This is a genomic window from Vibrio alfacsensis (genome assembly GCF_019670485.1).
In the GTDB taxonomy this organism is placed as follows: domain Bacteria; phylum Pseudomonadota; class Gammaproteobacteria; order Enterobacterales; family Vibrionaceae; genus Vibrio; species Vibrio alfacsensis.
This window is the reverse complement of the sequence record NZ_AP024167.1, coordinates 211,122-235,431: the sequence shown is the minus strand read 5'-3', so window position 1 is coordinate 235,431 and position 24,310 is coordinate 211,122. Positions and strand designations below refer to the sequence as shown.

Annotated in this window: 25 protein-coding genes; 13 read left to right on the top strand and 12 right to left on the bottom strand. The window is 40.6% G+C overall.

Features of this window, described 5'->3' with window-relative positions; translation table 11 throughout:
- Window positions 1–36 precede the first annotated feature (36 nt).
- From VA249_RS22700 to VA249_RS22690, 3 genes are all read left to right on the top strand, one after another.
- Window positions 37–663, top strand: a complete 627-nt coding sequence (locus tag VA249_RS22700) for a hypothetical protein (RefSeq protein ID WP_176703610.1) — start codon at window positions 37–39, stop codon at window positions 661–663.
- Between the two features lie 588 nt (window positions 664–1,251).
- Window positions 1,252–1,716: a porin gene (locus tag VA249_RS22695; protein ID WP_176703611.1), complete on the top strand. Its 465-nt coding sequence runs from the start codon at window positions 1,252–1,254 to the stop codon at window positions 1,714–1,716.
- 155 nt (window positions 1,717–1,871) lie between these two features.
- Window positions 1,872–2,102, top strand: a complete 231-nt coding sequence (locus VA249_RS22690) for a hypothetical protein (RefSeq protein WP_176703613.1) — start codon at window positions 1,872–1,874, stop codon at window positions 2,100–2,102.
- Between the two features lie 60 nt (window positions 2,103–2,162).
- Here VA249_RS22690 and VA249_RS22685 read toward each other — a convergent pair whose 3' ends face one another.
- Entirely contained in the window at window positions 2,163–2,978 is an 816-nt protein-coding gene (locus VA249_RS22685) for an SPFH domain-containing protein (RefSeq protein WP_176703615.1), read from the bottom strand.
- A gap of 353 nt (window positions 2,979–3,331) precedes the next feature.
- Here VA249_RS22685 and VA249_RS22680 point away from each other — a divergent pair, with 353 nt between their 5' ends.
- From VA249_RS22680 to VA249_RS22660, 5 genes are all read left to right on the top strand, one after another.
- On the top strand, window positions 3,332–4,831 hold the full coding sequence (locus VA249_RS22680) for a hypothetical protein (protein ID WP_221072323.1): 1,500 nt from the start codon (window positions 3,332–3,334) through the stop codon (window positions 4,829–4,831).
- A gap of 276 nt (window positions 4,832–5,107) precedes the next feature.
- On the top strand, window positions 5,108–6,829 hold the full coding sequence (locus VA249_RS22675) for a hypothetical protein (RefSeq protein ID WP_176703621.1): 1,722 nt from the start codon (window positions 5,108–5,110) through the stop codon (window positions 6,827–6,829).
- Window positions 6,830–7,055: 226 nt separating this feature from the next.
- Entirely contained in the window at window positions 7,056–7,328 is a 273-nt protein-coding gene (locus VA249_RS22670) for a hypothetical protein (RefSeq protein ID WP_176703622.1), read from the top strand.
- Window positions 7,328–7,555, top strand: coding sequence for a hypothetical protein (locus tag VA249_RS22665; protein ID WP_221072321.1), 228 nt, complete (start codon window positions 7,328–7,330; stop codon window positions 7,553–7,555). The genes VA249_RS22670 and VA249_RS22665 overlap by 1 nt, the downstream gene beginning before the upstream one ends.
- 93 nt (window positions 7,556–7,648) lie before the next feature.
- Window positions 7,649–8,374 carry an exonuclease domain-containing protein gene (locus VA249_RS22660; RefSeq protein WP_176703625.1) on the top strand — a complete coding sequence of 242 codons (726 nt, stop codon included), beginning with the start codon at window positions 7,649–7,651 and terminating at the stop codon, window positions 8,372–8,374.
- A gap of 52 nt (window positions 8,375–8,426) precedes the next feature.
- On the opposite strand, the gene VA249_RS22655 is transcribed toward VA249_RS22660, so the two are convergent.
- Window positions 8,427–9,479, bottom strand: coding sequence for a V-type ATP synthase subunit I domain-containing protein (locus VA249_RS22655; protein WP_176703626.1), 1,053 nt, complete (start codon window positions 9,477–9,479; stop codon window positions 8,427–8,429).
- Window positions 9,480–9,589: 110 nt separating this feature from the next.
- Here VA249_RS22655 and VA249_RS22650 point away from each other — a divergent pair, with 110 nt between their 5' ends.
- Window positions 9,590–10,228, top strand: a complete 639-nt coding sequence (locus VA249_RS22650) for a hypothetical protein (protein WP_176703628.1) — start codon at window positions 9,590–9,592, stop codon at window positions 10,226–10,228.
- A 60-nt stretch (window positions 10,229–10,288) separates the two neighbouring features.
- Here VA249_RS22650 and VA249_RS22645 read toward each other — a convergent pair whose 3' ends face one another.
- From VA249_RS22645 to VA249_RS22635, 3 genes are all read right to left on the bottom strand, one after another.
- The gene (locus VA249_RS22645; protein ID WP_176703630.1) at window positions 10,289–10,564 is read right to left on the bottom strand and encodes a hypothetical protein; all 276 of its coding nucleotides are present in this window, start codon (window positions 10,562–10,564) and stop codon (window positions 10,289–10,291) included.
- Window positions 10,565–10,864: 300 nt separating this feature from the next.
- Window positions 10,865–11,566, bottom strand: coding sequence for a hypothetical protein (locus VA249_RS22640; protein ID WP_176703631.1), 702 nt, complete (start codon window positions 11,564–11,566; stop codon window positions 10,865–10,867).
- Between the two features lie 227 nt (window positions 11,567–11,793).
- Window positions 11,794–12,624 carry a hypothetical protein gene (locus tag VA249_RS22635; protein WP_176703633.1) on the bottom strand — a complete coding sequence of 277 codons (831 nt, stop codon included), beginning with the start codon at window positions 12,622–12,624 and terminating at the stop codon, window positions 11,794–11,796.
- A gap of 151 nt (window positions 12,625–12,775) precedes the next feature.
- Between VA249_RS22635 and VA249_RS22630 the strand changes: the two genes are divergently transcribed.
- The 4 genes from VA249_RS22630 to VA249_RS22615 all read left to right on the top strand — a co-directional run bounded on the left by VA249_RS22630 (window position 12,776) and on the right by VA249_RS22615 (window position 14,900).
- Entirely contained in the window at window positions 12,776–13,717 is a 942-nt protein-coding gene (locus VA249_RS22630) for an SPFH domain-containing protein (protein WP_176703635.1), read from the top strand.
- Between the two features lie 2 nt (window positions 13,718–13,719).
- Entirely contained in the window at window positions 13,720–14,382 is a 663-nt protein-coding gene (locus VA249_RS22625) for a hypothetical protein (protein WP_176703637.1), read from the top strand.
- Window positions 14,383–14,394: 12 nt separating this feature from the next.
- Window positions 14,395–14,598 carry a hypothetical protein gene (locus VA249_RS22620; protein ID WP_176703639.1) on the top strand — a complete coding sequence of 68 codons (204 nt, stop codon included), beginning with the start codon at window positions 14,395–14,397 and terminating at the stop codon, window positions 14,596–14,598.
- Window positions 14,599–14,705: 107 nt separating this feature from the next.
- Window positions 14,706–14,900, top strand: a complete 195-nt coding sequence (locus VA249_RS22615) for a hypothetical protein (protein ID WP_221072319.1) — start codon at window positions 14,706–14,708, stop codon at window positions 14,898–14,900.
- A 138-nt stretch (window positions 14,901–15,038) separates the two neighbouring features.
- On the opposite strand, the gene VA249_RS22610 is transcribed toward VA249_RS22615, so the two are convergent.
- From VA249_RS22610 to VA249_RS22580, 7 genes are all read right to left on the bottom strand, one after another.
- Window positions 15,039–16,325: a hypothetical protein gene (locus VA249_RS22610; protein ID WP_176703642.1), complete on the bottom strand. Its 1,287-nt coding sequence runs from the start codon at window positions 16,323–16,325 to the stop codon at window positions 15,039–15,041.
- Window positions 16,318–17,316, bottom strand: coding sequence for a hypothetical protein (locus VA249_RS22605; RefSeq protein WP_176703644.1), 999 nt, complete (start codon window positions 17,314–17,316; stop codon window positions 16,318–16,320). The genes VA249_RS22610 and VA249_RS22605 overlap by 8 nt, the downstream gene beginning before the upstream one ends.
- Window positions 17,303–18,535 (bottom strand): hypothetical protein, encoded by a 1,233-nt coding sequence (locus tag VA249_RS22600; protein ID WP_176703646.1) that lies wholly within the window; start codon window positions 18,533–18,535, stop codon window positions 17,303–17,305. Before VA249_RS22600 ends, VA249_RS22605 begins: the two co-directional genes overlap by 14 nt.
- 61 nt (window positions 18,536–18,596) lie before the next feature.
- Complete coding sequence (locus VA249_RS22595; RefSeq protein WP_221072317.1) at window positions 18,597–19,085, bottom strand: hypothetical protein; 489 nt, start codon at window positions 19,083–19,085, stop codon at window positions 18,597–18,599.
- A gap of 44 nt (window positions 19,086–19,129) precedes the next feature.
- Window positions 19,130–19,615, bottom strand: coding sequence for a hypothetical protein (locus VA249_RS22590; RefSeq protein WP_221072315.1), 486 nt, complete (start codon window positions 19,613–19,615; stop codon window positions 19,130–19,132).
- Entirely contained in the window at window positions 19,612–20,241 is a 630-nt protein-coding gene (locus VA249_RS22585; RefSeq protein WP_176703649.1) for a hypothetical protein, read from the bottom strand. The genes VA249_RS22590 and VA249_RS22585 overlap by 4 nt, the downstream gene beginning before the upstream one ends.
- 153 nt (window positions 20,242–20,394) lie before the next feature.
- A complete protein-coding gene (locus tag VA249_RS22580; RefSeq protein ID WP_176703650.1) occupies window positions 20,395–24,309 on the bottom strand; it encodes a conjugal transfer protein TraG N-terminal domain-containing protein in 3,915 nt (1,304 codons plus the stop codon).
- Window position 24,310: the final 1 nt, after the last annotated feature.

Below are 24,310 nucleotides of genomic sequence, written 5' to 3'. Positions count from 1 at the left end.
ATAATGGTTTGGGTATAGGCGATAATTAGGGTTAGTATGAGCAATAAAAAAAATTTAGATATACCAGTGTTTATCCATAAAACACCAACGCCACCAAAAAACCACAACATAGTTTATTCGAGTAAATGGGGAACATGCCCAAGAGCGAGAGCCTCAAGTGCACAGGAGAGAGCGAGGGTGGCAATAGAGGAATTTAACGCGAAAAATAGATATGCGTTATACAATCTTAAAAAATGCTGTTCTGATGGGCTTTTTAAAATTGGTAAGGGGTTGGATAGTGTAGACAATGTCAGAGCTGAAATGATTTCCTGCATCGATTTTGCGCTGTCTCAAGACAATTTCATGTTTTCTGATACAACTAAAGCTGAGTTTAAGGAGGCTATAGAAGCATCAAAGCTTAATTCCATCATCAAAGTTAATGGCTCGAAAGTTTCTGGAATTGACGAAGCTTTGCGCATTGCAATTTGTGCCGTTAATAAGGAATTAAAATGGTTGCCGTTTGAGGGCTACGAGGTAAAAATCACAACAATCAGGATTGATGATGATGATTTTAACAACACTTTTATTGGTTCCATGACTGGCGTAATTGAGGGTGGAAAGATAAATGGATATCAACTGCCGCGGGATTGTTTAATTACATTTTCAGACTTTGAGCTCACGTAATGTAGTAGCGCGGGGCATCAAATAGGTTTGTTTGCTATTAAATACGATGAAGTGAGAAATTCACTCTGTTGTAGAGTCTGCTTTAATTGAATTGAATACTAATACGTAACACTGATTTGCATCATCAATACTGAACTCTGAATATAATGACCTAGACTGTCCAGACTCTTCAAGACGCTTACCGCCTATTCTTTTTCCTTTGCAATACCAGTTGTTATTCATGGATCGTTAACATTCGATTTTCCGTAACGCACTTTTGTCCAAAAGTGAGCTGGGTGGCAATTGTATATGTGTGTGATCACCAAGCGATCCCATCGCATTGACTATCACTTCACCTTATAGCAACACCTTAGCTTTTATGACAAATTTGCACTTGGAAAATCATCAAAATCAGCCCGATTTACAAAAAATTATGACAACTGCTATGCTTGAGATTCAAAATGAGAAACTATTACCCTAAAATACTGTTAGAGATAGATTTTTCTGCAAATTGTCATAAATTTAGTCTTAAAGAATTTCCAAGGGTAGAAGTTCAAAGGCGTCAAATATGAGTTCGTATACAACGATACTTTCCTCTTTAGCGCTGATATGCAGGATTCAGGTGAGGACGATATTGACCGTGAATATTCGACCGCCATTTCATATCAGACCGACAATTTTAACGTGTCTGCAATGTATACCGATGCAGGGGACTTCATGGGATTTGATCTAAATGCTTATGCCGTTGGTGCCGCGTATCGCAATGAAACATTTTACGTTGGTGCTATCTACTCCGACTATAACGGCCCATATAGCCAGGGCAATGGTTACTTTATGAGTGGTCAATCATGGAGCTTTGCTGGCAGCTACACGATGAATGGTATTCGAGGCTATACCACAGTTCTTCTTGATAACGATGAAGACTCCAACGCGTCAGCCACGGCATACACCATCGGGGTAGATTATCTGGTTCACGATGATATGTTGATCTTTGCTGAGTACACAGGTTCAAGCCATGACGTCGATGATTGGACTACGTCTTCTGGAGTAGTCGGTGTTTTTTATAAGTTCTAAACGATTACCAATCTTAAGTGAAAAGGGGGCATTGCCCCATTTTTATGTTAGGTAACTGCGTGACGAAATTTGCTTATAACTACTGAGCATTACTAGTGGGCAATCAGGAGTGCGCTCTCAGTCTAAGTTCGCTTTCTAGCAATTAAGGGGGCTGTATGAACACTATCATTTGGACTACTGCTGGTTACTTACTTATTTCTCTTTTTTATTTTATTAAAGTATTTAGAGAGGGTGATAGTGGCAGGGTGACCTTGCATTGGTGGGAATGGTTGCTTCTATTGCCATTTTTAACTGTTGGGCTGCTTTTAAACATTCAACTTAGATTCGAGCAGGGAATGCATACTGTGTACATCTTCTTAAAACGCAAGTTAAAAAAAAGCATGTAGCGACCCGATGAGTCGGTGTCGCTACTTAGATTTTTAGTAAACAAAAACTTCAGTGCTCTATTACTTCACGTTGAACACTGGTGTTGCGTTAGATGCATTAATTATCAAGTCCGTCTTACCTTTTTGAACAGCTATCGACATAATTTCCAATTCTTTGTTGCGCAGAAATTGTTCCGTCGTCATGCTAAATTCAGCGGCATAAGCTTTGTCAGCCTGAGCCGATGCTATTTCAGCTTTTTTGCGTGATAGTTCTGCTTGCTCCCGTTCATTTTGTGTTTTTACACGTTGTTTTTGGGCCGCGGTTCTTGCCGCTTCAGCTAACACTTCTTTAGGTGGAATTACTTTACCAATTATCACTTTTACAATATCTACAGGGAGATCTACTGCAAGTACCTCACCCCTCATTTCTTCAAGAATCGATGCTTGCAGATTGGTAATTACGTTACTGTCTGTGCGAAGCTCAGAAGATGTTTTATTTCGTGCTTGGTTCCTCACTTCCGTTCTAAACACATCTTTTAACTTGTTTTCATACCAATTTTTCCCAGAAAGCTCATGTAGTTTTGGTGTCATCCCTGCTTGTTGCTTTAAGGTGATGTACGAACAAAAGTCTACTGGTACATTATCTGCTGTTGATAAGTCCTCAAAGCATTCTTCAATCTTGTATGGTTTGATGTTATAGCCAACAACCGACGTGCTCATTGCAGTCCAAGTTAGTCCCGTTTGTAACGGTTTAGATTCAACACCACCGGTACCAAAAAACCACGGTTTCTTGATTAAAACTCCCTCCACTCCAGCGTCAATAGATGTTGGTTTAACGCAGCCCGATAGTGCCGACATTACAGAAACGGCCACTAACACTTTAATAGATTTCAACATATAGATTTCCTTGTTTATCGTCGCTCAGAAACTCTGAGCTCAAATCTATAAGCGAAAAATAATTTATGGCTTAGGGTAGCGTATGAGGTTGTTGTAGCTACCTACTTCTTTTATCTACTCCCATACGTATATAAACATACAATCCTGATAATAGGGTTATATGAAATATCGGGCCAAACATGAAGATTCCAAGAAAATATCCTAACTTGTACCCTCCGCCGCTGTAGTTAAAGGCGTAGAAAGTTACGTTGTCCGAAAATATCATGCCAATAAGAGCCATGGGGAATATGGCTCCATGCCAAAAGCCGTGCCAAAACCCAACAGTTTCGATTTCAGCCGCTTGAATGATAGAAATGTTGTCCGCACAACCAGATAGACTGAAAAAAACGAGAAAAGCACAGAGCACCTTGAATGCGCTTCTTTGCTTACAAACTTGGTATAGCAACGCCACACCAGTATTGCTACAAATCATAATTAATCTCCGTGGTAGGTTCATATCAATAAGCGAAATTACAAGTTTCCTTTTCGCTTTTGTTGATGAACCTACTAACAAAGGCACGGCAATTATGAAAAACTCAATCAGTATTCTATCGCTCTCAGATACTCCTGAGCTAGACAGTTCAATTTCACCGATTTTTTACAGGCATAAAATCCCTTACGATGCGACCTGTAGGTATTCAATTCATTATCTTAACGACGTATATCCCGACTTAAGTTTTACTGACTTTTCATCAATTAGGGTTGTGGAGCACAACGATGAGTTGTTTGATAGATCTGAGGTAATTGCTGAGGTTCTTGACGAATTGAGATTTGATTTAAGCTCGGTTCCAGATGAGCGCCATCAGCTGCTTTACTGGATAGACCGTAGTGATCCGAAAAATTGGTTAGCGGTTGCTTCACTCTCCTATAACAACAAAGCATCGTATTCTGAAGTAGGTAATGAGCAGGTACAGATAAATGCTCTGTATGTCAGAAAACGGGAAAGAGACCAACACCATTTTGAGCAATTTGTTGGCAACTATTTGGGCCAATTGTATGCGCGTTCTGTTTATTACGATGACATGGGCAGTCACTCGAATTTTATTGTGACGGTGTGCCTCGACCAACAAGCCATTCGTCCTCACGCTTACCGTGCTTTAAAAGCTGGTATCAATAGTATCTTTCCAAGTAGTAAGGACGATTATCATCACCCATTTGTGAAAGTCAGTCCTAAACTCACGGTGACGGTTGATTACAACGTATGTATTTATGTTGGTGACTTGTCGCTTGACATTAAGACAATAAAAGTCAAACCCGAAATTAAAGGCGTTGATAGTTGGTTCAAGCGACTAGTTCTGGTTAGTCATCAAGGAGAGGTTATTGCTTTTTCACTCCTAGAGCACTTGAATTGCACAACAATACTGCGCGAAAAGATCAAGACAATTAAATCGGGAAAAGAAAACGATTGGGATGTGATTGCCATGCACTACGGCAGTCTGAACAAACAAATGCTGGGACTAGTAAAAGTAATCGCGGTGAAAGAAGCATTTCGTGGTAAGAAACTAGCCCAAGAGCTTATCAAGTTCTTTAAATCTGAATATTTTGAAACACCTTGCAAGCGAATTTTTACTGTTTTGTACGATCCAAAAAAGGTGTTCTCGCGCTTTAACCCCACAAAAGCGGAGTCCCTAAACATCTCTGGGTTGTATAGCCAGTTGATGCTTGATTTTAATGTTCCTGACTCCCAAATAGATGACCGAGATCTACTGTCCTTTGGTCAAAAGATTGGGTTTTCAGACGCTCCGATTGCAACAGAGCGTATGCGTATAAAAGGACGATATTGCAACCTTGTTACGACAGAGTACATCGGTTAAATGTAAATTAACTATGGCAGTCCATAGTGTGGCTGCCCACTTGGTGAATTCGCTGTATTAACTTATTTTACGATGACTGTTGACAAATATTTATAGTTATATACTATAAATTCAAAGACTTGTTGGCTCAATGCTGCAAGTGGGTTAATCACCTCTGTCCACACAGCAAGATTAAACTTAGTACAAAGAAAGAAAATTCTACATGTTACCCAATGGTGAGTGAGTAGTTAAATGTGGCTGAAAAGACTCTAGTAGCTCACCTTGGAGAACGTTTTTATGGCATATACCATTTGTCATCGGTCATTAGAGCAAGCCAATCATGCGGTCGCTGTATGGGCTGCAGCAAGTCCATTTAAGTTGTCGAGATTTAAAGAGGTTCACGCACAAGCTCTTGGTTTTAAATCATACAATGCGCTAGTCGCAATGTTAAAGTCCCGCCCTCTTATATTTACGCCTCAAAGTTATATAGACTCCATTGAAACCATAGTTAAAAGTAAGTTTGGCTATGACCATACTAAACACTTAGATGACTGGAATTGTTTTGTAGATAATGTATACAGTTGTTCAAGCGTACATGATCACCTCACTACCGCAAGGTTTGTTAGATTAGATTTTCAGGTGTTACACATCCCGTCTAATGGCTTTCAGTTCCCGTCTATTATAAATTTATCACAATGCTTTGATAAAGCAGCCTTTTGTAACATAAATGATTTTCTCAGTGAAGTGATTGGTAACTCTAGTCATCCGCAAGTTTGCTGGGAAAAAACGCCTCGTTCAATTCAAGACAATACCACTTGGTATGATGCCGGTTTTTACGACCATGATAGTGAGCGAGAATCGGGTGTTAGTTTAGCCGACCCCAACTACGCAAATCACGACGCAGTACTATATTTCACAACAACAACTGGAGTGGTGGAATCTACCGAGTATAGGTTTAGTAAAACACTCAGCACAGGCTATGGCTCTCTATTTATAAAAATTAATAAGGATGCCGAGATTGCACTCAATAGCAAGCACAGAGAACTGCTTGTTGGGCTAAGTTCTGACCAAAATATTGAGAATAGACTTCTTTCTCCAGTTGTGAGTTTTCTAGGCGAGCCTAAGTATTATGATGTCGATTTGCTTCCATCTGAAATGGATGGCCACTTTTGTCATGAGATTAACATGGAAATGCTGACAGAATATGAGCCTCTATCTTATATGCCAGGACTTACAACAAAAGAGGCAATCAATAATTATTTAGATTCAGTAATACACATTGGTAATTATATTGTGCCTATTAACGAAAATGTTGAGGTGGATTTTGGTTTGGACTTCAAATGGCATGATGGGCTGCATATTGAAGACCAAGAAAACGGCATCTTAATAAACAGACCGTCTGGGGCGCAAGTATTGAATGTGTTTGGGTGGCCCATGGTAGAGAAAATTGACAGCATTTACACAATGCTCGAAAACGCTTACATGTCGAGCGAACGATACAAAGACTGCGTAATACAGAATACTTCAGCTCATCGACTTTCTTGTTCTGATACAATTCACCTGACAGCCAGGACATACGTTGAAATACTAAATATTGACTTCACCGCTCAAAATATCAAGGCAATATGCAGCGAAGATTTTGTGCAGGATATTAATCAGTTGCTAAGTACGATTGATTCTATCGATGATTTTGCTGCTTTACTTAAGTCTATTAAAACCTGTTTTCTTTTATACAATGAACAGGTTGATTTTAAAGGAAAGGCTTATTCAAGCGTTTGGTGCGCCTACGATGAAAATGGAAAAGAAATGGTAGTGTTTGAGATGCGAAGCTTTGAGAGTTCACTAGAACAACTGGCAGAATCGCTCAGAGTGCTACTTGGGTTATCAAAAAAGTGTGTCAGCATTCAACGTAGCTTAGAGCCTAATGTGCAAGTCAAAAGTTACCATGGAGATTCAGATTGGTGTGGGAAATATTATTCTATCATTAAACCATTAGCCCCTGACCTCAAGAGCATGTAATTTAAGTTGAAATCAGTTAATTAAAGCCTCGTCGATGAGTAAGCGGGGCTTTAATAGAGGTTGACACAACAACTTTGAACACCTAAGTTTACAACTAACCCTCCGAAATAGCCTACTGGCCTATAAACAATGACCTGAGCAATGCTCAGTTTTTCGTTTGCCTGCAGCATCCTGTATTGAATTACCAACCCGCCAATCTCGGCTATTATTCAACAGGAGAAACCCCATGCCTAAATACCAACCAACACTCAACGATCGTAAAGTGATCTCGTTATACCTCCGAGAGAAACCCCTTTATGGTTACAACCTTGGTTCGTCTATGCAACTCGACCATGTACCTGCCATTGAAAAGGCGACTTTTATTGTCGAAAAACCAGTCAATCTTGCAAACCTGACTTCTTCTGTTTTTTCAACCGAAGACGGTTTTTCCGCTTGCCTTGATAAATTGACGTTATCAGAGCTTGGCATTAATCCGCTTACGATGGAGTTGGAGGATTAATGATGTTTGAAAGAATCGACCAAATAGCTAGACAAGGTTACCTATATGCGATTGGTGAAGAGTATGAATGCACTATTGAATCTGACATGGATTTGATGGCGTTTAATGCTGGAATCACTAATGCCAATGGAAAACATAACCTCTCTGTACAAAAACTGCAGCACGTCTCTTGTCGTTATATTCAAGGTCCTTGCCGCACATCTGACAAAGAGCTTTCACTTCGATAACTGAGTTAATACACCTTTACTCAATACCATCCCTTTGAGGATTCAACTTCCTCTAGGGCGGTTGATCCTCGCTAAACCATAGTGAGATAAATTATGAGTACGACTAAGAAATACAAATACCAAGAAGACCAATTTTGGACAGATACCGAAACAGGTGGTCTTGCTGATATGGTCACGCTTGATAACGGAGAACGTGTCTATGGCGCGCTTTACCGTCCTTTAATTGAAGTTGGCATTCTCGTACCAAAGTCATTTGAACAAGGCATCATTGACCTTGAGGATTGCCACAAGCTAAATCTTGGTATTACTGTGACTGAAGAAATGCTGAAAAGATTTGATCCGTGGGCATTCAAACAGCACAAAAAATCAGGCCTTTTAGCACGAATTGAATCTGGTGAGGGATTTGATGCGGTTGCTAAAGATAATGATGATGCCCAAAGTATCATTTTGGACTTCCTCCACACTAACGGTGTGAGAGAGTTCAACCGTGATGCTGGAACCGGTGCGGTTGCGATGGGAAATAATATCGCTTTCGACATGCAGTTCTACGATGCTCAGCTACCACGCGTTCGACAATATATTCACTATCGAAAATTCGATGTAAGTAGCATTAACGTTGCAGCAAGAACTTGTTTGTGGTCGCATCTTGGCTTGAAAGGTATCGATAAACAGCTCAACCACACAGCGCTCGATGACATTAAAGAGTCTGTTGAGGAAATGAACTGCTATACCACACAAATTAATGAGCTGCTTTGGTACAAACAGCAAGCTCAAAAGGCAGGCATCTACTCAGAAGCCGATGGGGAATGCCCATTTTAATGCCTAACCAAGCGAACCCCCCAACACACCCCAGGTGTGTAAGGGGTTCCCTTTATTTTGCTTTGATCTGATAAGAAACGTCTTTATAGTCCGACTCAAGATATTGCTCACGAATTTTAGTGGCGTAAGCGTAAAGCGAGACATAAATTATCGTTAAATCATCTTCGTGCATCTTAGTTTTCGCCTCATTCATATCCTTGATAAACGTTCTCTTCGTTGTCGATAACACGTCAAACAACGTGATCTTTTTAGCTTTCTGCAAAGCTTTTTTCATATCCGGTTTAACGAATTTAAGCGTAGTTGCAGGCGTTTTCTTCAAATCTTGAATGTAGAGCAAGATATTTGGGTCAATATACTTTTTCAGCTTAAGAAACTGCTGGTGGATCAAGTCATTCATAGGTTTGCCCGGGTAGTCTTTCTCTAACTCTTCACAAGATGGCATCAAGCCGGTTCCAGTTTCCGTTAATTGAACATCAACAGAGATACCGTTACTGCCACTGAGTTTAAAGTGAAAGGGCAGACCAGCTATTAAGCGAGTACCATCAAAAGTAAGAGATTCGTACTTTAACTCTTCCCAGTAGAATTTAAGTTCATATTTCAAACGATTCTTCGCTTTACCTTTACCAAGCATTGATCCAATCACAACGCCTGAATCTAACGATTTCTGCTCTTTAAGCTCTCGAATTTCTTGCCTTAAACTACGATTTTGCGATGCAAGTTCATTGATGATTTCTGTCGACTCATTCTTATTTTTTTCGTATGAAGAAATCGTCTTTTCCCATGACTTATCAATCGCTTCAACATTCTCAAATCGCTCGGTAAAAGCGGTTAACTCATCACGAAGCTTTTTAGCCGATTCACGACTTCTTTCTAAATCACTAAGCGCATTCTCTAGCTGGTTAGCTTGGTCTTGTAAGACGCAAATTTGAAGTTTAGTGATCTGATGATCTTGCGCCTCATCGACAAAATTTAAGGCCAACTGTTCGACATCTTTATACATCGATACAAAGGTGCTGAAAGCGTGTTTCGCTGCGACAAGGTTGCCACCTGCAATGAGCGATTGTGTAGCGAGCAAGTGGGTAGCAATTTTTGAAAAATCAATCATTTTGTATCATCAAGAATCGTATATCTGTGCAATTTTACTCTATTTGAACGGGTAATTCTTGGTTTTTTAACCCGCCATTATTAGGCAATTATCATATGGAGAAAACCACTATGAATACCCCACTAGAGCAGTACCGTTTATCCGGTAATTCGGCTCGAATTATTGACATTCAAATTAACAAACAACGCAAATACGATAAACCGAAGAAAATTCGTAAGAGAAAAACTAAGCCAAAGCCTCTGGCTGCGAATAACTTTGGAATGATCAAAAAGGCGGTTAGCAACCTGGATGACTTAGGCATCCCGTTCAGTAATGCTTGGTTTTTAAAAGGCCCGGCGTACTATCAAGTTCTCGCTGAAGTACTAAACTGGGCTGCAAAAGTATTCGACCCAGGCCTATATCATTACAAGCCTTACGCAATCGCGCACGCGATTAGAATGGGCGCTAATGCTAGCTGGGGGGTTGATGACGACGGCAAAACCGTTTTGTTTATCGAATCTTTGGAGGCTGGTGTATCAACCTTTCACGACCCAAGTGGCATGATTGCAAATTTCATTAATGAACTTGAAGAATGTCATTTTGAGATTGGCACCAACTGGCCACACCCATGGAGTCGAGTGCCGCGTCAGAACCTGTCTTTTATCATGTTAACCTATCCAAACGTGTTAAAAGTGGTGTCGGAGCTAACTCAACCAGGTCGCGTAGCAAGAGATAAGGAGATTGATAAACTTATCCCTTTCATTAACTAAGTAAAAACCTCAGACTAAGACCAAATCACTCACCTGATTTGCCCTCTTGTCTGAGGTTTTTTATTTGAAAATAGGGGAAGTAACATTCAAAGATTGAATGGTGTTGTGTTCATCATCCGTTATTTGGGTAGAAACAAACTGCTTAAAGACCAGCTCAAACTCTTGGTCAGTGTACGGCAAAGATTGATTTGTATGGAGGTATGTCGCAAAATCGTCCGTATATACTGGAATATGACCAAACATACCTGCGACTCCGTTCAGTATTTCCTGCCTAGTAAACCCATTAATATGCAATGCCGTTTCACAGTAAAGGTTCGCTAAGTCCTGCTTGTCCATTCTTCATCCTAAACAAATGTTAATAAAGTCACAGTTTACAATATCCGTATTCTGGAAGTCTGGTTTGAACTGCGAATCGTTCTTTCAAAATTTGTATTACTTAATTTTATCAAGACATAGCAAAAATCTCATTAAGATTTTCGGTCTTTATTCTACATAAAACGCAGTCAATATCCTTTTATTTCCAATAGCTTACGATGTATAGCTATTTGCTTGCGCAAATGATTTGTTTAAGTTTTATTCAAAATAAAACCTGATTACCACTTTCAGCCAATTATTTTTTCGTGTAGAGATTTCGACTTAAACACAGGATAGTTTGTAGCCGTGGATTTTTATCAAGTGAGTTAGCTCTCGAACATCTTTTTCATACTGAGTGTTTCTAAAAGCAACGAGTTTTGTTCGCAATTTGTTGTTTCTGGTACTTATTTTTCCAGATAACACGCCCTCTCGCGCTTCAAAGACCGACTGAGCAGCCAAGATCGCTTTGTTAAGTGCGAACTTTAGGTTTTCGTTAGTTATTTGTTGTTGCAATTGCTCAAGCAGTTCTGATTGTTGCTCTTTGATGTTTAACTGGTATTGCTCAACGCTGGTGAAAGATTCGCGAGTTGTAAGTTGGGATATTTCGAGTTTATCTAATCTACGCGCCATCCATCGCCTTTTTGCAGCTTTGGGCTCAGGTGGCAAAGACAAGTTGAAGCTTGCAAGTATCTTTTCTAGCAAATCTGACCAATGCTCGTAATTAATCGAATCAAACCTTTCAAAACTGTCTATCAGTTGCATCTGTCCGTCATATTTGGTCGGGAGTACATGACTCGACAAACGGACCGTTTTGATCTGCTCATCAGATTTAGCGAGGTCGTTAAGTGAAAAATATACTATTTTAGATTCATAACAGTGCAGATAGATTGAATCTGAACTCATTGATTCTTGCTGAGTGTAAGACACTCCAGCTCTATCAAGATACCTTTTGATGTTGTGTATTGTTCTATTGTTAATTTTCATGTTTTCTAACCTTACAGAACGTTGGCGACAATCAGGAAACAACAAAATGTGTATGAGATGCAATGCAAGTGCGGTAATCAAGTGTCAAAGCGGGTCTATAGCATTAAGACTAAAGAGAGGTTACAACACTGGCATGATTGTCATTTCGTCGTTAGTGGTTCACCTTACAAGATAGAACAAACACATGCCAAGTACTAATACATAAGCACTTGGCATATGTATGATTGTTAGTGCGTGATTTTAAGGTAAGTATGGATGTAGTTAAGATCGGTACCACGATCGGCAGGATGGTTTGTGTCATCGACAATCCAATCTGACATATGCATTTGCCAGTCATTCCACTTTGCGACTAGGTAATACACTTGACTGCCCTGTGTTGGCGTGATGTCGATGGTTTCAAACAGCCTGATTGTCATATCTAATGCTTCATCACCATTATTGGTAGTGACAAGGTTTGAGACACGATATGCGCCTGATACATCTCTTACATCCATAGGTGTTCCAGAGCAAGCAGCATCCGTTGAATCAAAAGTGTTAATCGTCGCTCTAAGCATTAAGAAGTCTGCGACCTCAAAATTGATATTGTCTGGCATGGCATAGTCGGAAAACGTGAGCTCAACCGTGAAATTAAAGTCATCGCTAAAAGGTTTGCAATCCATAGTCCAAACGCCATTTTGCAATAGTGCTAACTTTTCAATTCTCTCATCACGATTTAGCGGTTCTGGCTTCACACGATCATCATAGTAATCATCTTGGCTCTCATCATTATATGAATCTTGTGAATAGAAGTTGGGATCGGAAAAGTCCTGACGTTCCAGTTGTGTGTTCGCTGGTGGCTCGTACCCATTAGGTGTGCCATCAGGCTCCGTGCCGTCAGAGGGATTCTCAGGATCACTTGAACCATCGTCATTCCCTGTTTCGTCATTCCCTGTTTCGTCATTGCCATTTGAGGGGGTGTCTACCACTTCAGATTCAGAATTACTTGAACCACCAGAATCACCACCGCAACCTGTTAAAGTCAGCAAGCCAACCAACAACATCAAAAATAAATAGTTCATGTTTACGTTCCTTATTATCGTTTCTTCAAATAGCGAAATGCACTAATCAAACTCGTAACGACTGCAGTATCTAACGATTAGTTAAGCCGACAACTTATAGAAAACTTTTCGCTTATAGGTCTGAACCAATCATTAAAGAAAAGGACAGACCATGTATGAAACAATCGTAATTGGCGTATTAGTGCTCGCTGCTTCAATCTTGGTATTGAAGTCAAGTTTAGTTATAACGCCCGAGGGGTCACTGTACGTTGTTGAGAAGCTGGGGAAATTCAGTAGAACGTTAACCCCGGGTCTAGCATTCTTAGTTCCTTTGGTTGAGCGAGTAGCGCACCGACCGACCGTAAAGGCTCAAATCGTTGAACTTCCAGATGTTGAAGCGTTTTCAAATGATAATTCTCTTTTAATCGTTTCTTCTCAGTACGTCTTTAAATTCGTTGACGTAAAGAAAGCGCTGTATACAGCCATGAACGTAGAGCAATTAATTGAAAATTACTGCGTTACATCTCTTCGTAACGTGATGGGGACAAAAACATTAGATGAGCTGCTGTCATCACGCGCAGAAATTAAGGCTGCAATAGAATCAGAATTAGCTCAAATTGCAGGTAAATATGGTTGTGAATTAGAAAGCTATGAAATTTTAAATATCACTCCTACTGAAACAACCATTGCTTCAATGGAACAACTTGTTGCTGCAGACCGTCATGCTCGAACACTCAGAATCACTGCTGATGCCCAGCGTGATGCTGAAATTGCCGAAGCTACAGGTAAAAAAGAAGCCGAGGTACTTGCTGCAGAGGCAGAAAAGCAATCTGCGATTTTACGCTCTCAAGGTGAACTAGAGGCGGCTAAAAATGATGCAGAAGCAATTCGTGAACGTGGTAAAGCTCAAGCCGATGCGAATGACATGATCGCTAAATCTGTAAAAGAAAACGGCGCAGATGGTGTTCACCTAAAAGTCGCGACTGAATATACCGAAGCACTTAAAGCAATTGGTGAAAGCGAATCTAGCAAAACGATAATGATGCCTGTTGATTCTTCCCAGTTGGTTGGTTCTATTGCTGGTATTGCTGAGTTGCTTACAAAAAGGGAATAATTATGAATGTATTTGGCTTTGTACTTAGTGAACCCACTTTATGGTTTGCCTTTGCGGTTTGTCTACTCTGTATTGATCTGTTCATCGGTACTTCGATGCTTCTCTTTATGACCTTGTCCGCTTTCATAATGATGTCAGTAAGTATGGTATTTGACGATTTAAATTTTGCCACGTCAGCCGTCGTGTTTAGTGCTTTATGCTTTATCACTTATTTTATCGTTAAGGCTGTTGTTAAAAGCAAAAGGCAGGATGATATTAACTACGCAAACGAAGACATGATGAGTTTTCGGTTTAAGTTAGATCAAGACGTCTCAGCTGGAGTAAAAACTCGTATTGCGATTAACCATATACATTACACTGTGCTAGCAAGAAGTAATTACAATAGAACGTGCCAAGTTATGGTTTATGATGTTGTTGATGGCGTGCTGCTCATCACCAGTAATATTCCAAGTCATGAGTTTGCAGGTGAAGAAACCATCTGGGGAGATATTGAAAACCCTAAACTCAACACTAGCGACAACGTTTGCGATAACGCACGCTACAACACATCTTCATCTAAAAACAATCCACCACCAGCCGTTTCTGATCCAACTCCATCAAGCAATAGCAGTAGTGCCAGTTCTATAGGGGATGGCAACTCTTGCAGTGGCGACTCTGGTTGTTAAGGTAGGTTAGGCATGGCTAGGCTCGTTCCAACAGTTATCGGCTCTAGAAAAGACGTCTTTGAGCACTTAAGCGAGCTTGGCATGCTTGATGACGTTAAGCGTCTTAGCGAGGCATTGAACTCTCAATTTAAAGGTGTTCGTGTTGAACAAACGCTTGAAGATGGGAATCTTAAGGTGACCGAATACGAGATTGTGGCGACAACCTGGGAGAAATAGTAAAAGAGCATCGCATTTATAGGCTGGTGGATTTTATCAAACCAATGACAATTCGATTTAGTTCAATTGTCATTGGTTTGGTTATTGTAGCTATTTCTTGGAATACAATGAAAGACCTGGTACTGCTTGCAGTAGGAAGTGAAACGATCGCGCTTATATCTACAGCTTTTGGGCTCGCATCGTTTTTAATATTTGAAAAAACGAATGTCGACTTTGATGCAATGAGTGATTTAACCAGTAAGCTCGAAACTATGCCTGTGGATTACCTGCGTTTGTATCAAGGGTCAGTGGAACTTCTGTAGTTAGAACGTCGCATCGCTATGAGACTTCTTAACGAAAATTACCCAGGCTGGAGTTAGGATGGCTAGTTCTCCGAATTGACAATGCATTCGTTACGCAAATAAAACCCTCGAGACCCTCACGAGGGTTTTTACTACCAATTAAACCAGTGATAAACCTTTATTGTCTTTAGCGTTCATTTTCTCACCTAGAACCAATTCAACTACATCGTTAGGCCAATTAAGTAAGTTCACATTGGATTTAAGTTCACCGTTTTGCATAAACGCACCTTTCGCTTCACTGAAACCCAGTGCGTTGAGAATATGCATAATCTCATCAATGGTGATGGAGGTGCCATCTTCTTCATTAATGATCTTAATGGCAATGTTAATTACGACAGGGTGAACACTAAACCAGTAGCCACCGACTTTATGAAACATCGCCCCTTTCTGATTGAGAGGTGACTTGTGATTTTCGTACTGAATCTTTATCTGCTCTATAAATCGGGCAAATAATCGTTGATGCTCATTTTGACTATTCTGCTCCTCTTTAGGTTTCTCGGTTCGAGCCACTTCTGGTTCAACATTCTCTACAGGTTGAATTGCATTAGGATCAATCAACGCCTCAACCATATCTTCTGGTGCAGGTTTGTCTGCTTCGGAGGATTTTGCTGATTCCATATGAGAAGAGGTAACCATGTTCATCGTTTTCTGTAAGGAGGCAGCAACATCGTCAGGGTTAACAGCAGCACCAAATTTGAGGTGATTCTTGAATGATTCGTAATCCTCTGGTGAACGCTCGAAGAGATAAGCAATGGCTTTTTCCCAGAAGTATGGGATAGGGTAGGGATTGGTAAATAACGACGCTCGGATGGCTCGTCGCATCGAAGAGCTGATTGGGTTATCAAGGTTAGAGTACGGGCTAAAGGCGTCTAAAACCGCTTTGTAGATGGCAGGATCGGTATCTTTAGTAATAAACAAGTTGTGAAATAAACCAAGACCGATCATGCCACCACAAATCGCACGGTTTGAGTTGGAGATATAGACTCCACGCTTACTGAAAGACTTAAGGCTCTCTGAAGCAGGGTTCCATGAGCGATAAGGCTCATTTCTCAAACTGTGGTTAGCGATCATAAAGCCAATAGGAAAGATATGAACAAACTGCCAGAGCGCTAAATTCCATTCCACGTTTTGGTTCTTCATGTCATTCTCAGACCAAAATTTAGAAGAACTGAACTCAAAGCTCGAAAACGCTTTGCCACCAATCCAATTCACAAGCTGGCGATGGTTTAGCACCGTTTGATTATCAAATACGTTTTGCTCAGCAAGATTATTAATGTGGGACAGAGCTTCCATTTGAGCAGGAATAAACTCTTTACTCCATAACTCGGCTTGGACAGGCCATAACTCTTTAGGTACAGATTTAAACGGATCATTTGGTTTAGACATGATGTTGAGCCCCTGAATTGGTTAGTTCGTCACTAAGTGCTTTAAGCGAGAGCGAGTACATTTGATAACAGCGTTCGCCAGGATTAAGCAACGCTTCAAAATCAACCAATTGATACTCAACATCTGGTAAGTTTTGAACAAGGTTTAACGTGTGCTTCCAAATACTTTCGCCGTGAAGTGGGTTATGAAGCACCACTTGAGATAGAGTAAAGACACGAGTAATCGTGTAAGGATCAGCAGAGAAAAATTTCTGTCTTGCAAGTGAAGCAAAGTCATTGACAAACGGTAGGTGTAGATATTCATCTTCTGGCTCTTGAGCTTGGTACCACTGTTCTAGTATCAGTTGACGGTTAAGGCGTGAAACCTTGTTGATATCAATATCACGGACACCCTTACAAGCCTTTAATATGAGCCCTAAGACAGCACCATATGGATCTCCAATAACACCCATATGGTCTTGACGAGTATATTCTTTGCTTAGTACAAACAACGCAAGCTCAAACATATCCATCCATAGTAATGAGCAGCTCGAGAGTAGATTTGGTTTGTTAGCGTGCAGTATGTTTCCAAACTTCGCATTTGTGACATTGATAGGGGACACTCGAATGTGCTTATCAAATTTACGCTCAACATTCATAGCCGTTTTCAGTTTGAGCATATCCCCATGCAAGTATTTGTCTGGTATGAGTTGACCGGAACCAACTTCAGGTCGAAGCATGATTTCACTCAGTATTTCATCAAAATTTTGATTTATGAGTCGATTGACAGGCCGTACCTGTGAATTAACTTTGACAAGGTTATGGTGATTTACTCGAGCATCCACATTCAATAATTCATCAAGCCAACGCTGCGACTCTTGCAGATGATTGTTTTGATAAAGGTACTCTAGACCATTGGATAGTGCAGTGATTGGAAGCAATTGGTCATCAATACTAAGTCTTATACATTGGTCCCAATGGCCACCTAGATATTGCATCTTATTTGGAAACATACGCGCCCCCAAACTTGTCTTCTTCAACCACTCGATGATATCGGTCTAGTAATGATTGTTTCGTCAGCTTAATCGTTTGAAATTTACCAAGCTTACCTAGTGGCTTAAACGTAACATGATTAAAGATGTCGGATTCTAGTTCAAATTTACCGTCTTTCACTAGACCCACAGAAACATCATCAATGAAGATCTCGACGCTCTCAAACCAAGGCCAATTAATCCAGTGAATAGTGTTGGTTTTTTCTTCATATACCGGTGATTGAACGCGGAATGCTTGTGTATCCACAAACACGAGGTCGTTTGACGCCCTGAAGAACTGATTGATGAGTTTTCGACGTTTCTCAGACGTCAAAAAATAGTTGTGCCAACTATCAACCCATAGTTGACCAGATGTGCTTAGAATGAAACCAAGCTTTTCCATTTCAGGGTAGTGGTAACTAACTTGGTTTTCGAGAAACCGAATGTCGAGATAATGGTTCTCAGAAATGTAAGACATCATTGATTTAGCGATATCTGCCGTTTTCGGCAATTGAGAGGTATACCGCTCTTCAAATGGAATGTTCATCGGAAGCTCTATCATTGTTGTCTGAAATACTGACAAAACCATCGCAAACATATCGAGTGTAATCCTTTGATCTATCCCGTTAAGACGTTTCCATTGGTTAATGGTTGATGGGGCAAGTAGATCAGTAAACTCTTCTACAGCATTATTGTGTGCAAGTAGCGCAGTTGCACTCGTGCTTTCATTACAGACCACAGATTTAGAGAAGAAAGGCCGAGGAATATCTAGGTAGCAAATAAACTCCCCAGGCTGACCAGTGAGGAACTGAAGACCACCTTTAGTCAGACGAAACACTAAGGTCAAGTCGGGTTGGTCAAACTGCTCTTCAAAAGTGAAGTCAATTTTTTTGTTTTTTTGAAGCTCTCCCTGGCTGATAGGTCTCACTTCATTGGTATGGTTGTTAAGTAAATAGACTTCGAAAGATTGGGCTTCGTAATTAGTATCAAAGGTTACAGAGGCGTTGTAAACGATGTTTGCTGGTACGGCTTTATCCATAATCCCGACTAGATTAAATACATCGTTAACTCCATCCTGAATACCTCTTGGTGTATCCCGAGTTTCTTCAAGAGTAACCGTTTCTTTTTGGGCTTCATCATTATCTGAAAAGCAGCCAGTTAACCCTACAGCTAAAAATGCCGCAAGTATCCAATGTCTCATAATGTTATCACTCCTTTAGTTGATAACACTAAAGGCGAAAACCGTTTTTTGTAGGACTCAATTAAATTTCTTGGATATAGAGCCTGCCATCTGAAATGACTAAATCATATTTTTGCATGGGTTTAGGGAGAAATAGTTCTCGGTTTTCATCATCAAAAACGAAGCCATTATCTTTAAATGGATTGTAGGTCAAACATGCATAGGTCTCTTTGATTGAGGCTAGCTCATTTTCAGATACACTAACGCTTTGAATTGTGCCTTTAGCGTAGCAGTGCACATTTCTAACGCTATCTCGTCTAGCTCGCTCTCTACCTGCGACACTTACCTTGAATGGATCAAATGAGTGTAATCTAACTGCATCTGCGTAACCGAGCACTAGCCCTTTGCAGTTACTACTGTTGGACTTGATGCTAATTCGCAGGTTATTTAGGTTGCGGTATACGAGCACTTCATCGCCAAGAATGATTTTTCGCCCTTTAATTCCATCAATTGTTTCAACAGGTGTGGTTAGAAAATTACTGAGCATATTCATAAAAAAACCTTTAGGCATAGGGTAGATATACCTAAAGGTAACTGGAAAATTTTAACCGACAATTATCGGGTAACGAGCATGCCGCTAGTTCGATTCGATGTGAGGATAGACATGTTTCGAGTCACTAGCCTTGTTTCGATCCCATTTTCATCTGATTGAGCTGATACATCGAATCCATTAAAAAATTGAGGCAGATCTGTAATCCATTCATTGTAGAGAGTCGGCTCAAAAGCGACATGGTAAGCCACTAGTTTGTGATTGATTGACCAATAAAACTGAATAGTTCGGATACCTGCATAGGATAAAGAACTGACACCTGTAGTGGTAATATAGCCCGCAGTCGTGCTGATAGAGTTAGGCTCAACGTCTTTCGACTCACTATGAAAAGAGGTTATCTCTGTATCGAGTTTTCTCTTGTGCATACCTAAATAAATGCCATACCACTTATGCTCGGTTTCTAAAGTCGAGTTGATGTCGCCAGTCCTTGGGTTAGCGTGAACCCAAGTGCTTGCACATAGCATTGATATTAGTAGGCCTATCATCTTCATTTGAATGCCTCTGCAACTTTGCTTCGAGTCTCCATTACGGCTTTAGACTCTGAAATAATCTCGTTGTATTGGTGTTGCGTCTGTTCTGTTTTAGATTCAGGTAAGTTCAATTTCATTTCGTACACATAGATAGGTCTACCATGCGCGCGAAATGTATGAAAGCCCCGTTCTATATAATGATCGTAATCAGCAATAGTTGTTATTTCATGGTGAAATACCTTGTTAAATAGAACTCTATCTGACACTCGAAAACGAATGTCCTCAACTTTATTTGGGTACCGAGTAGAAAGCGTAAACATCATTTCTTCAATGCCTAACTCATTAAACATTGAGTGATACCCTTGATAGTAATTCTCAGCAATATGTCCATATTGTGCGTTATAGATCGAGTCGGTACTCGAGTATTCTCTTACTTCCACGACACGATCATAAACGGTCATAGCCTCTGTGCCGCTCATGCCTGGGTACACGCCTAAGAACTTGGCTGACTTTAGTATCTCAATGATCTCTGACGGTATGCCTGATAACTCAGATCTCTCTTCAAGTTCGTCAAATGAGTTTATGTATTTTTCCGCTGACACATTCGAGGAGATCATAAGCGCCGCCATACAGATCCATCGTTTCATTTATCTGTTCTCATTTCGCCTTATAATTATAATTATTGAGCAGAAATTCAGATATTGTCCCAAATATTTCAATTACTCTTAAAAATTAGACAGTTACAAAATCGCCATTCTGTCAGAATTGTGGAATTTCGACAGAATGGCGATCATTGCTTTTTATTTGAATTGACTTAATTGCTGAATATTTTGAGCGAAAGCCCCTTTGTTGCTTTCATCTGCGTAGTATTCATTCAAACGGTTCGGATCAACGTCATAGCCCTGATTTGTCACTGTAACCAATTCTCTCTGACCTCCCAAGGCGCCGCTCCAATTTGAGATACTAGAGTAGTTCGGCTCGCTTGCTTCAGTTCCCATCATTTTGAGGACGGCTTGATCATTTCCACCGTTAAGTTGTTTATTCAATTCATTTCTCATCATCTCAATTGCAGCTTTTCGACCGTTATGATTCTCGTAAGCCTGTAATCCTGCTGTCACGCCTAAAGTCGCAACACCGACAGCAGTACCAGCAGATTTAATTGCGCCTTTGAATTCAGAAGCTTTTGGAATAGCACCTGCTACAGTACTAAGTGTATTGCCGGCTGCTTGAGATAGTACAGCAATGCCTCCAGCACCGGATTGCGCCTGTCCTGTTTCATATAACGTTTGAATATATGCTAACTTACCGCCCACTTGATCTTTCAACTCATTATAACGGTCTAAAGCTTCATTAGAGCGGCTTTGCCAAGCTTCGTTGCTCATCCCTACAGGTTTTCTGACCTCGTGCCCCCTCTCTAGTGCAGCTCTAACTTTCGCATCGGCAGTAGTAGGGTTTGAATCAAATAGATTTGCAGTTTGCTGAATTTCATCCGCGTCGTTAAACGCAAAACCAGAAGATCCAAATGCAGTACTCCACATCAATCCTTTTTGAGTCGTGTTGTCATCGATATTTCCAGAAGCAGCATCCACTCTTTCGTTTGTAGCTTGAACTTTATTACCTACTTGATTGGCAATGCCCGCTTGTGCAGCTATTTCAGAGAATGCTTGGAGTTTACTGTATCCATCTTGCGAACTCGCAGCAGATGGATTGATTAGGTTTGCACGGCTCATTTGACCTTGTAAAAAGTCGATTTGAGCTTGTTTTTGAGCTACGTCTTCTTTGCTCAAATTGCCACTCTTAATTTCTCCTTGTAAGCCTTTTATTTCTTCACCAAGACTATGCATAAGACCATTTTTTGTATCCATAAGAGCGTTTTGGAAGTCGCTATCACTGTTAATCGTTCTGTTTGATGGCTGCCCAGTAAACTGAGAGATTAATGCGTTTGCTTTTGTTTCAGACCCTTTGTTTAAGTTTTCATTACTAAATGGCAATGAAAGTTCTTTTTGAGTTTTCGATGCACTTGAGTCACTAGCTTGAGCTCCGAACGTTGTAAAGCCTCCTCTAACTTCACTTTCAATTTGACCACTCGATTTCAAGCCACTTGAATTTGTAACGCCACCCTCAGTCTGCCCATAAATGTCTGAGTACCAGTCATTCATCGCATTACGAATAACCTCTTGACTCTTAGCGATGTCGAGTCCAGCAATTGGGTCTTGAGCCAGGCTATTCATAACCTCACCAGTCGTTTTCCATGTGGAAGCAAACTGAGCCTCAGGACGATTTACACCAATATGTTGGTGGTTATTTGCTGAATGGTTATCTATTATTCCAGCAACTCGATCCTGAAGTGCTCGGGTAATTTCTGGATTGATACCTAGCTCATTTGCTGCTGCCATAATTTTCTCATTACGGTAATTCGCAATACCATTGGCAGAGTGAGTATATTGAGGTCTGGTAGTAGCCATCTGTCTGTACATGTTTTCACCAGTGCCACCACTGGTATTGGCAAACTCTTTATTTCTTGCTTGTTGAGCAGATTCAACCTTGTCGTATGTTTCCGCTTGTTTGTATGCAGTAGAAGCGGAGTCAGCAGTGCTGATTGATGCTTTTTCATCATCTGTTCGCACTTCACCTTTACTAATTAATGAGTTACCAACAGTTGCATATTGCTCCATTACCGCAGCATCAACGGAGGTTGAATCTAAATGACCTGCACCAATACTTTTCAAATACGCATTGGTCTCTTTATTGGTTTGCGCTCCATGACCTGGTTTTGCTTCAAAACGCGCACCTAGTTCACGAGCAAAATCGGCTGTTTGATTGTCGTTTAAATTAAGACCCAAACTTTTCGCCACTTTATCTGCAAAACTTGTTGATACACTGCCAGTTTGGGTAGTCACAAGTCCGCTAGAGTTAACAGCGCTAGATTGATATCCATCCGATCTCATGTATTGAGACACGCTTTGGAATGCAGAGCTAACCTCTTTGGCTGCACTTTTCCTGTGTGCATATTGATTCGAAGTGCCATTTGAATCAGAAATTACTTGAGCAGCTGTAAATCCCTGTAGAACTGGAATCGCGGCATTCATAATGCCATGATTTAGACCACCAGCAGTTTGGGATAATTGCGATTTCATATCGACACTTGGCGCATTAGCCCCAATCTGGGGAACTTGGTTACCAACGCTCTTAGATACGTCACCTTGCGGTGTCGCTACTGATGAAAGTTGCGTCATGGCAAACATAGATCCGGTTAAAACTGCGTATGTGATCAATGGCACGCTAGCCATCAAATTAGAACCAACAGTCACTGCATCTTGAGCTGCAGTGATATACATTTCTATTTTATCTAAGCTTAAGTTGCTATACCCATTAATCAGGTTAACGTAATTAACAAAATTTGATGTAGACCAATAGTTTATGATGATTGAAATGGTTTGCCATGAATAAATCCAAAGGCCGAAGAGTATGTAACTACCTAAGAACTCAATGCCCTTTGGTCCTTTTGCTACCATCACGACACCAATTAACGGAAATAGCGCATAGAAGACAAACAGCAAACCTGTCATTGCTGCAAATGACCATTTAAGGAAGTTTTCCCCCTTAATGGCCGCTTCCATGCGAGCAGTTTCGATATTCTGTGACATCACCATTGAATATGAGTTTATCGTTGTATCGGATAATGATGAGGCATGTTTAGCCATTTTTGCACGCAATCGTAACCAGTTTTGAACTTGTAATTGCTGCGCGAAACCTAGTGTTCCAACAACACTATCGAGCTGATCTGTAAATACTGAGTCTATGTTGCCATCAGTGGTTGGGTTCGTTTCATTGACTAACGCTGAACCAACATTACTCACTAACCCTTGGAACTTGGCGCTATTCATTGATTCTCCGTACTTTATGAAGTTACGAACTGAACCTACCAATGTTTCAGGACCATTCAACTCATCTGCTAAGGTATGGCAATTTACAAACGATACTTTATCGTTTGAGTCAACGCGCTTGGTAGGTGTATTAGGCACTCTAGCTGTATCAAATAAGTAATCCAGCGGAGCAGGATTACTTTCAAGTTCACTCCAGTTAATTCCGGTAGCACCAGCAGTAACACGAGCCTTACCGATACAATATTTTGAATAAAAGTAAACGTTAGTGTCTATTCTTCTGTCACGTACAAAAGCGATTTCTCTTAATGAAAGAATGGCGAGCAAAGGGCTTAAGAAACCTGTATTGGTCGCCCCTCCATGACCTTTTAGTGCAGTACTGTTAAAGGCAAGACCTCCTATTTCCCCTGACGATAGATCATTCTGCAAGGATGAATTTATAGTTCGACTAATGTTAGATAAGGCATGCCCTATAGTGGCGACACCAAGTGGAACATCATCTATCGTCACCCAACTTGACGCTGGAGATGTCGTTGCTAAATCCGCGATATAAATCGTATCGACAGTCGGCACCCAAAGGACTAAATACATCATCAAACCATACGTTGCTTTATGAGGTTCAAATTTTGACATCTGCATGTATGATACAACGTTAGTCGTAAGCGCAAATATTGCAGCAAGTGCGACAGCGGTACCTACACCGCGGTCGGAAGCTGAATCGTTAATAAAAGCGTTAACTCCACCTGCAACGGGGTTAAAGAGGGCTGATAACGCTGCAAACATATCTGCAAATATCTGCATGTCCCCGTATATGAAAATAATGTAATCCATT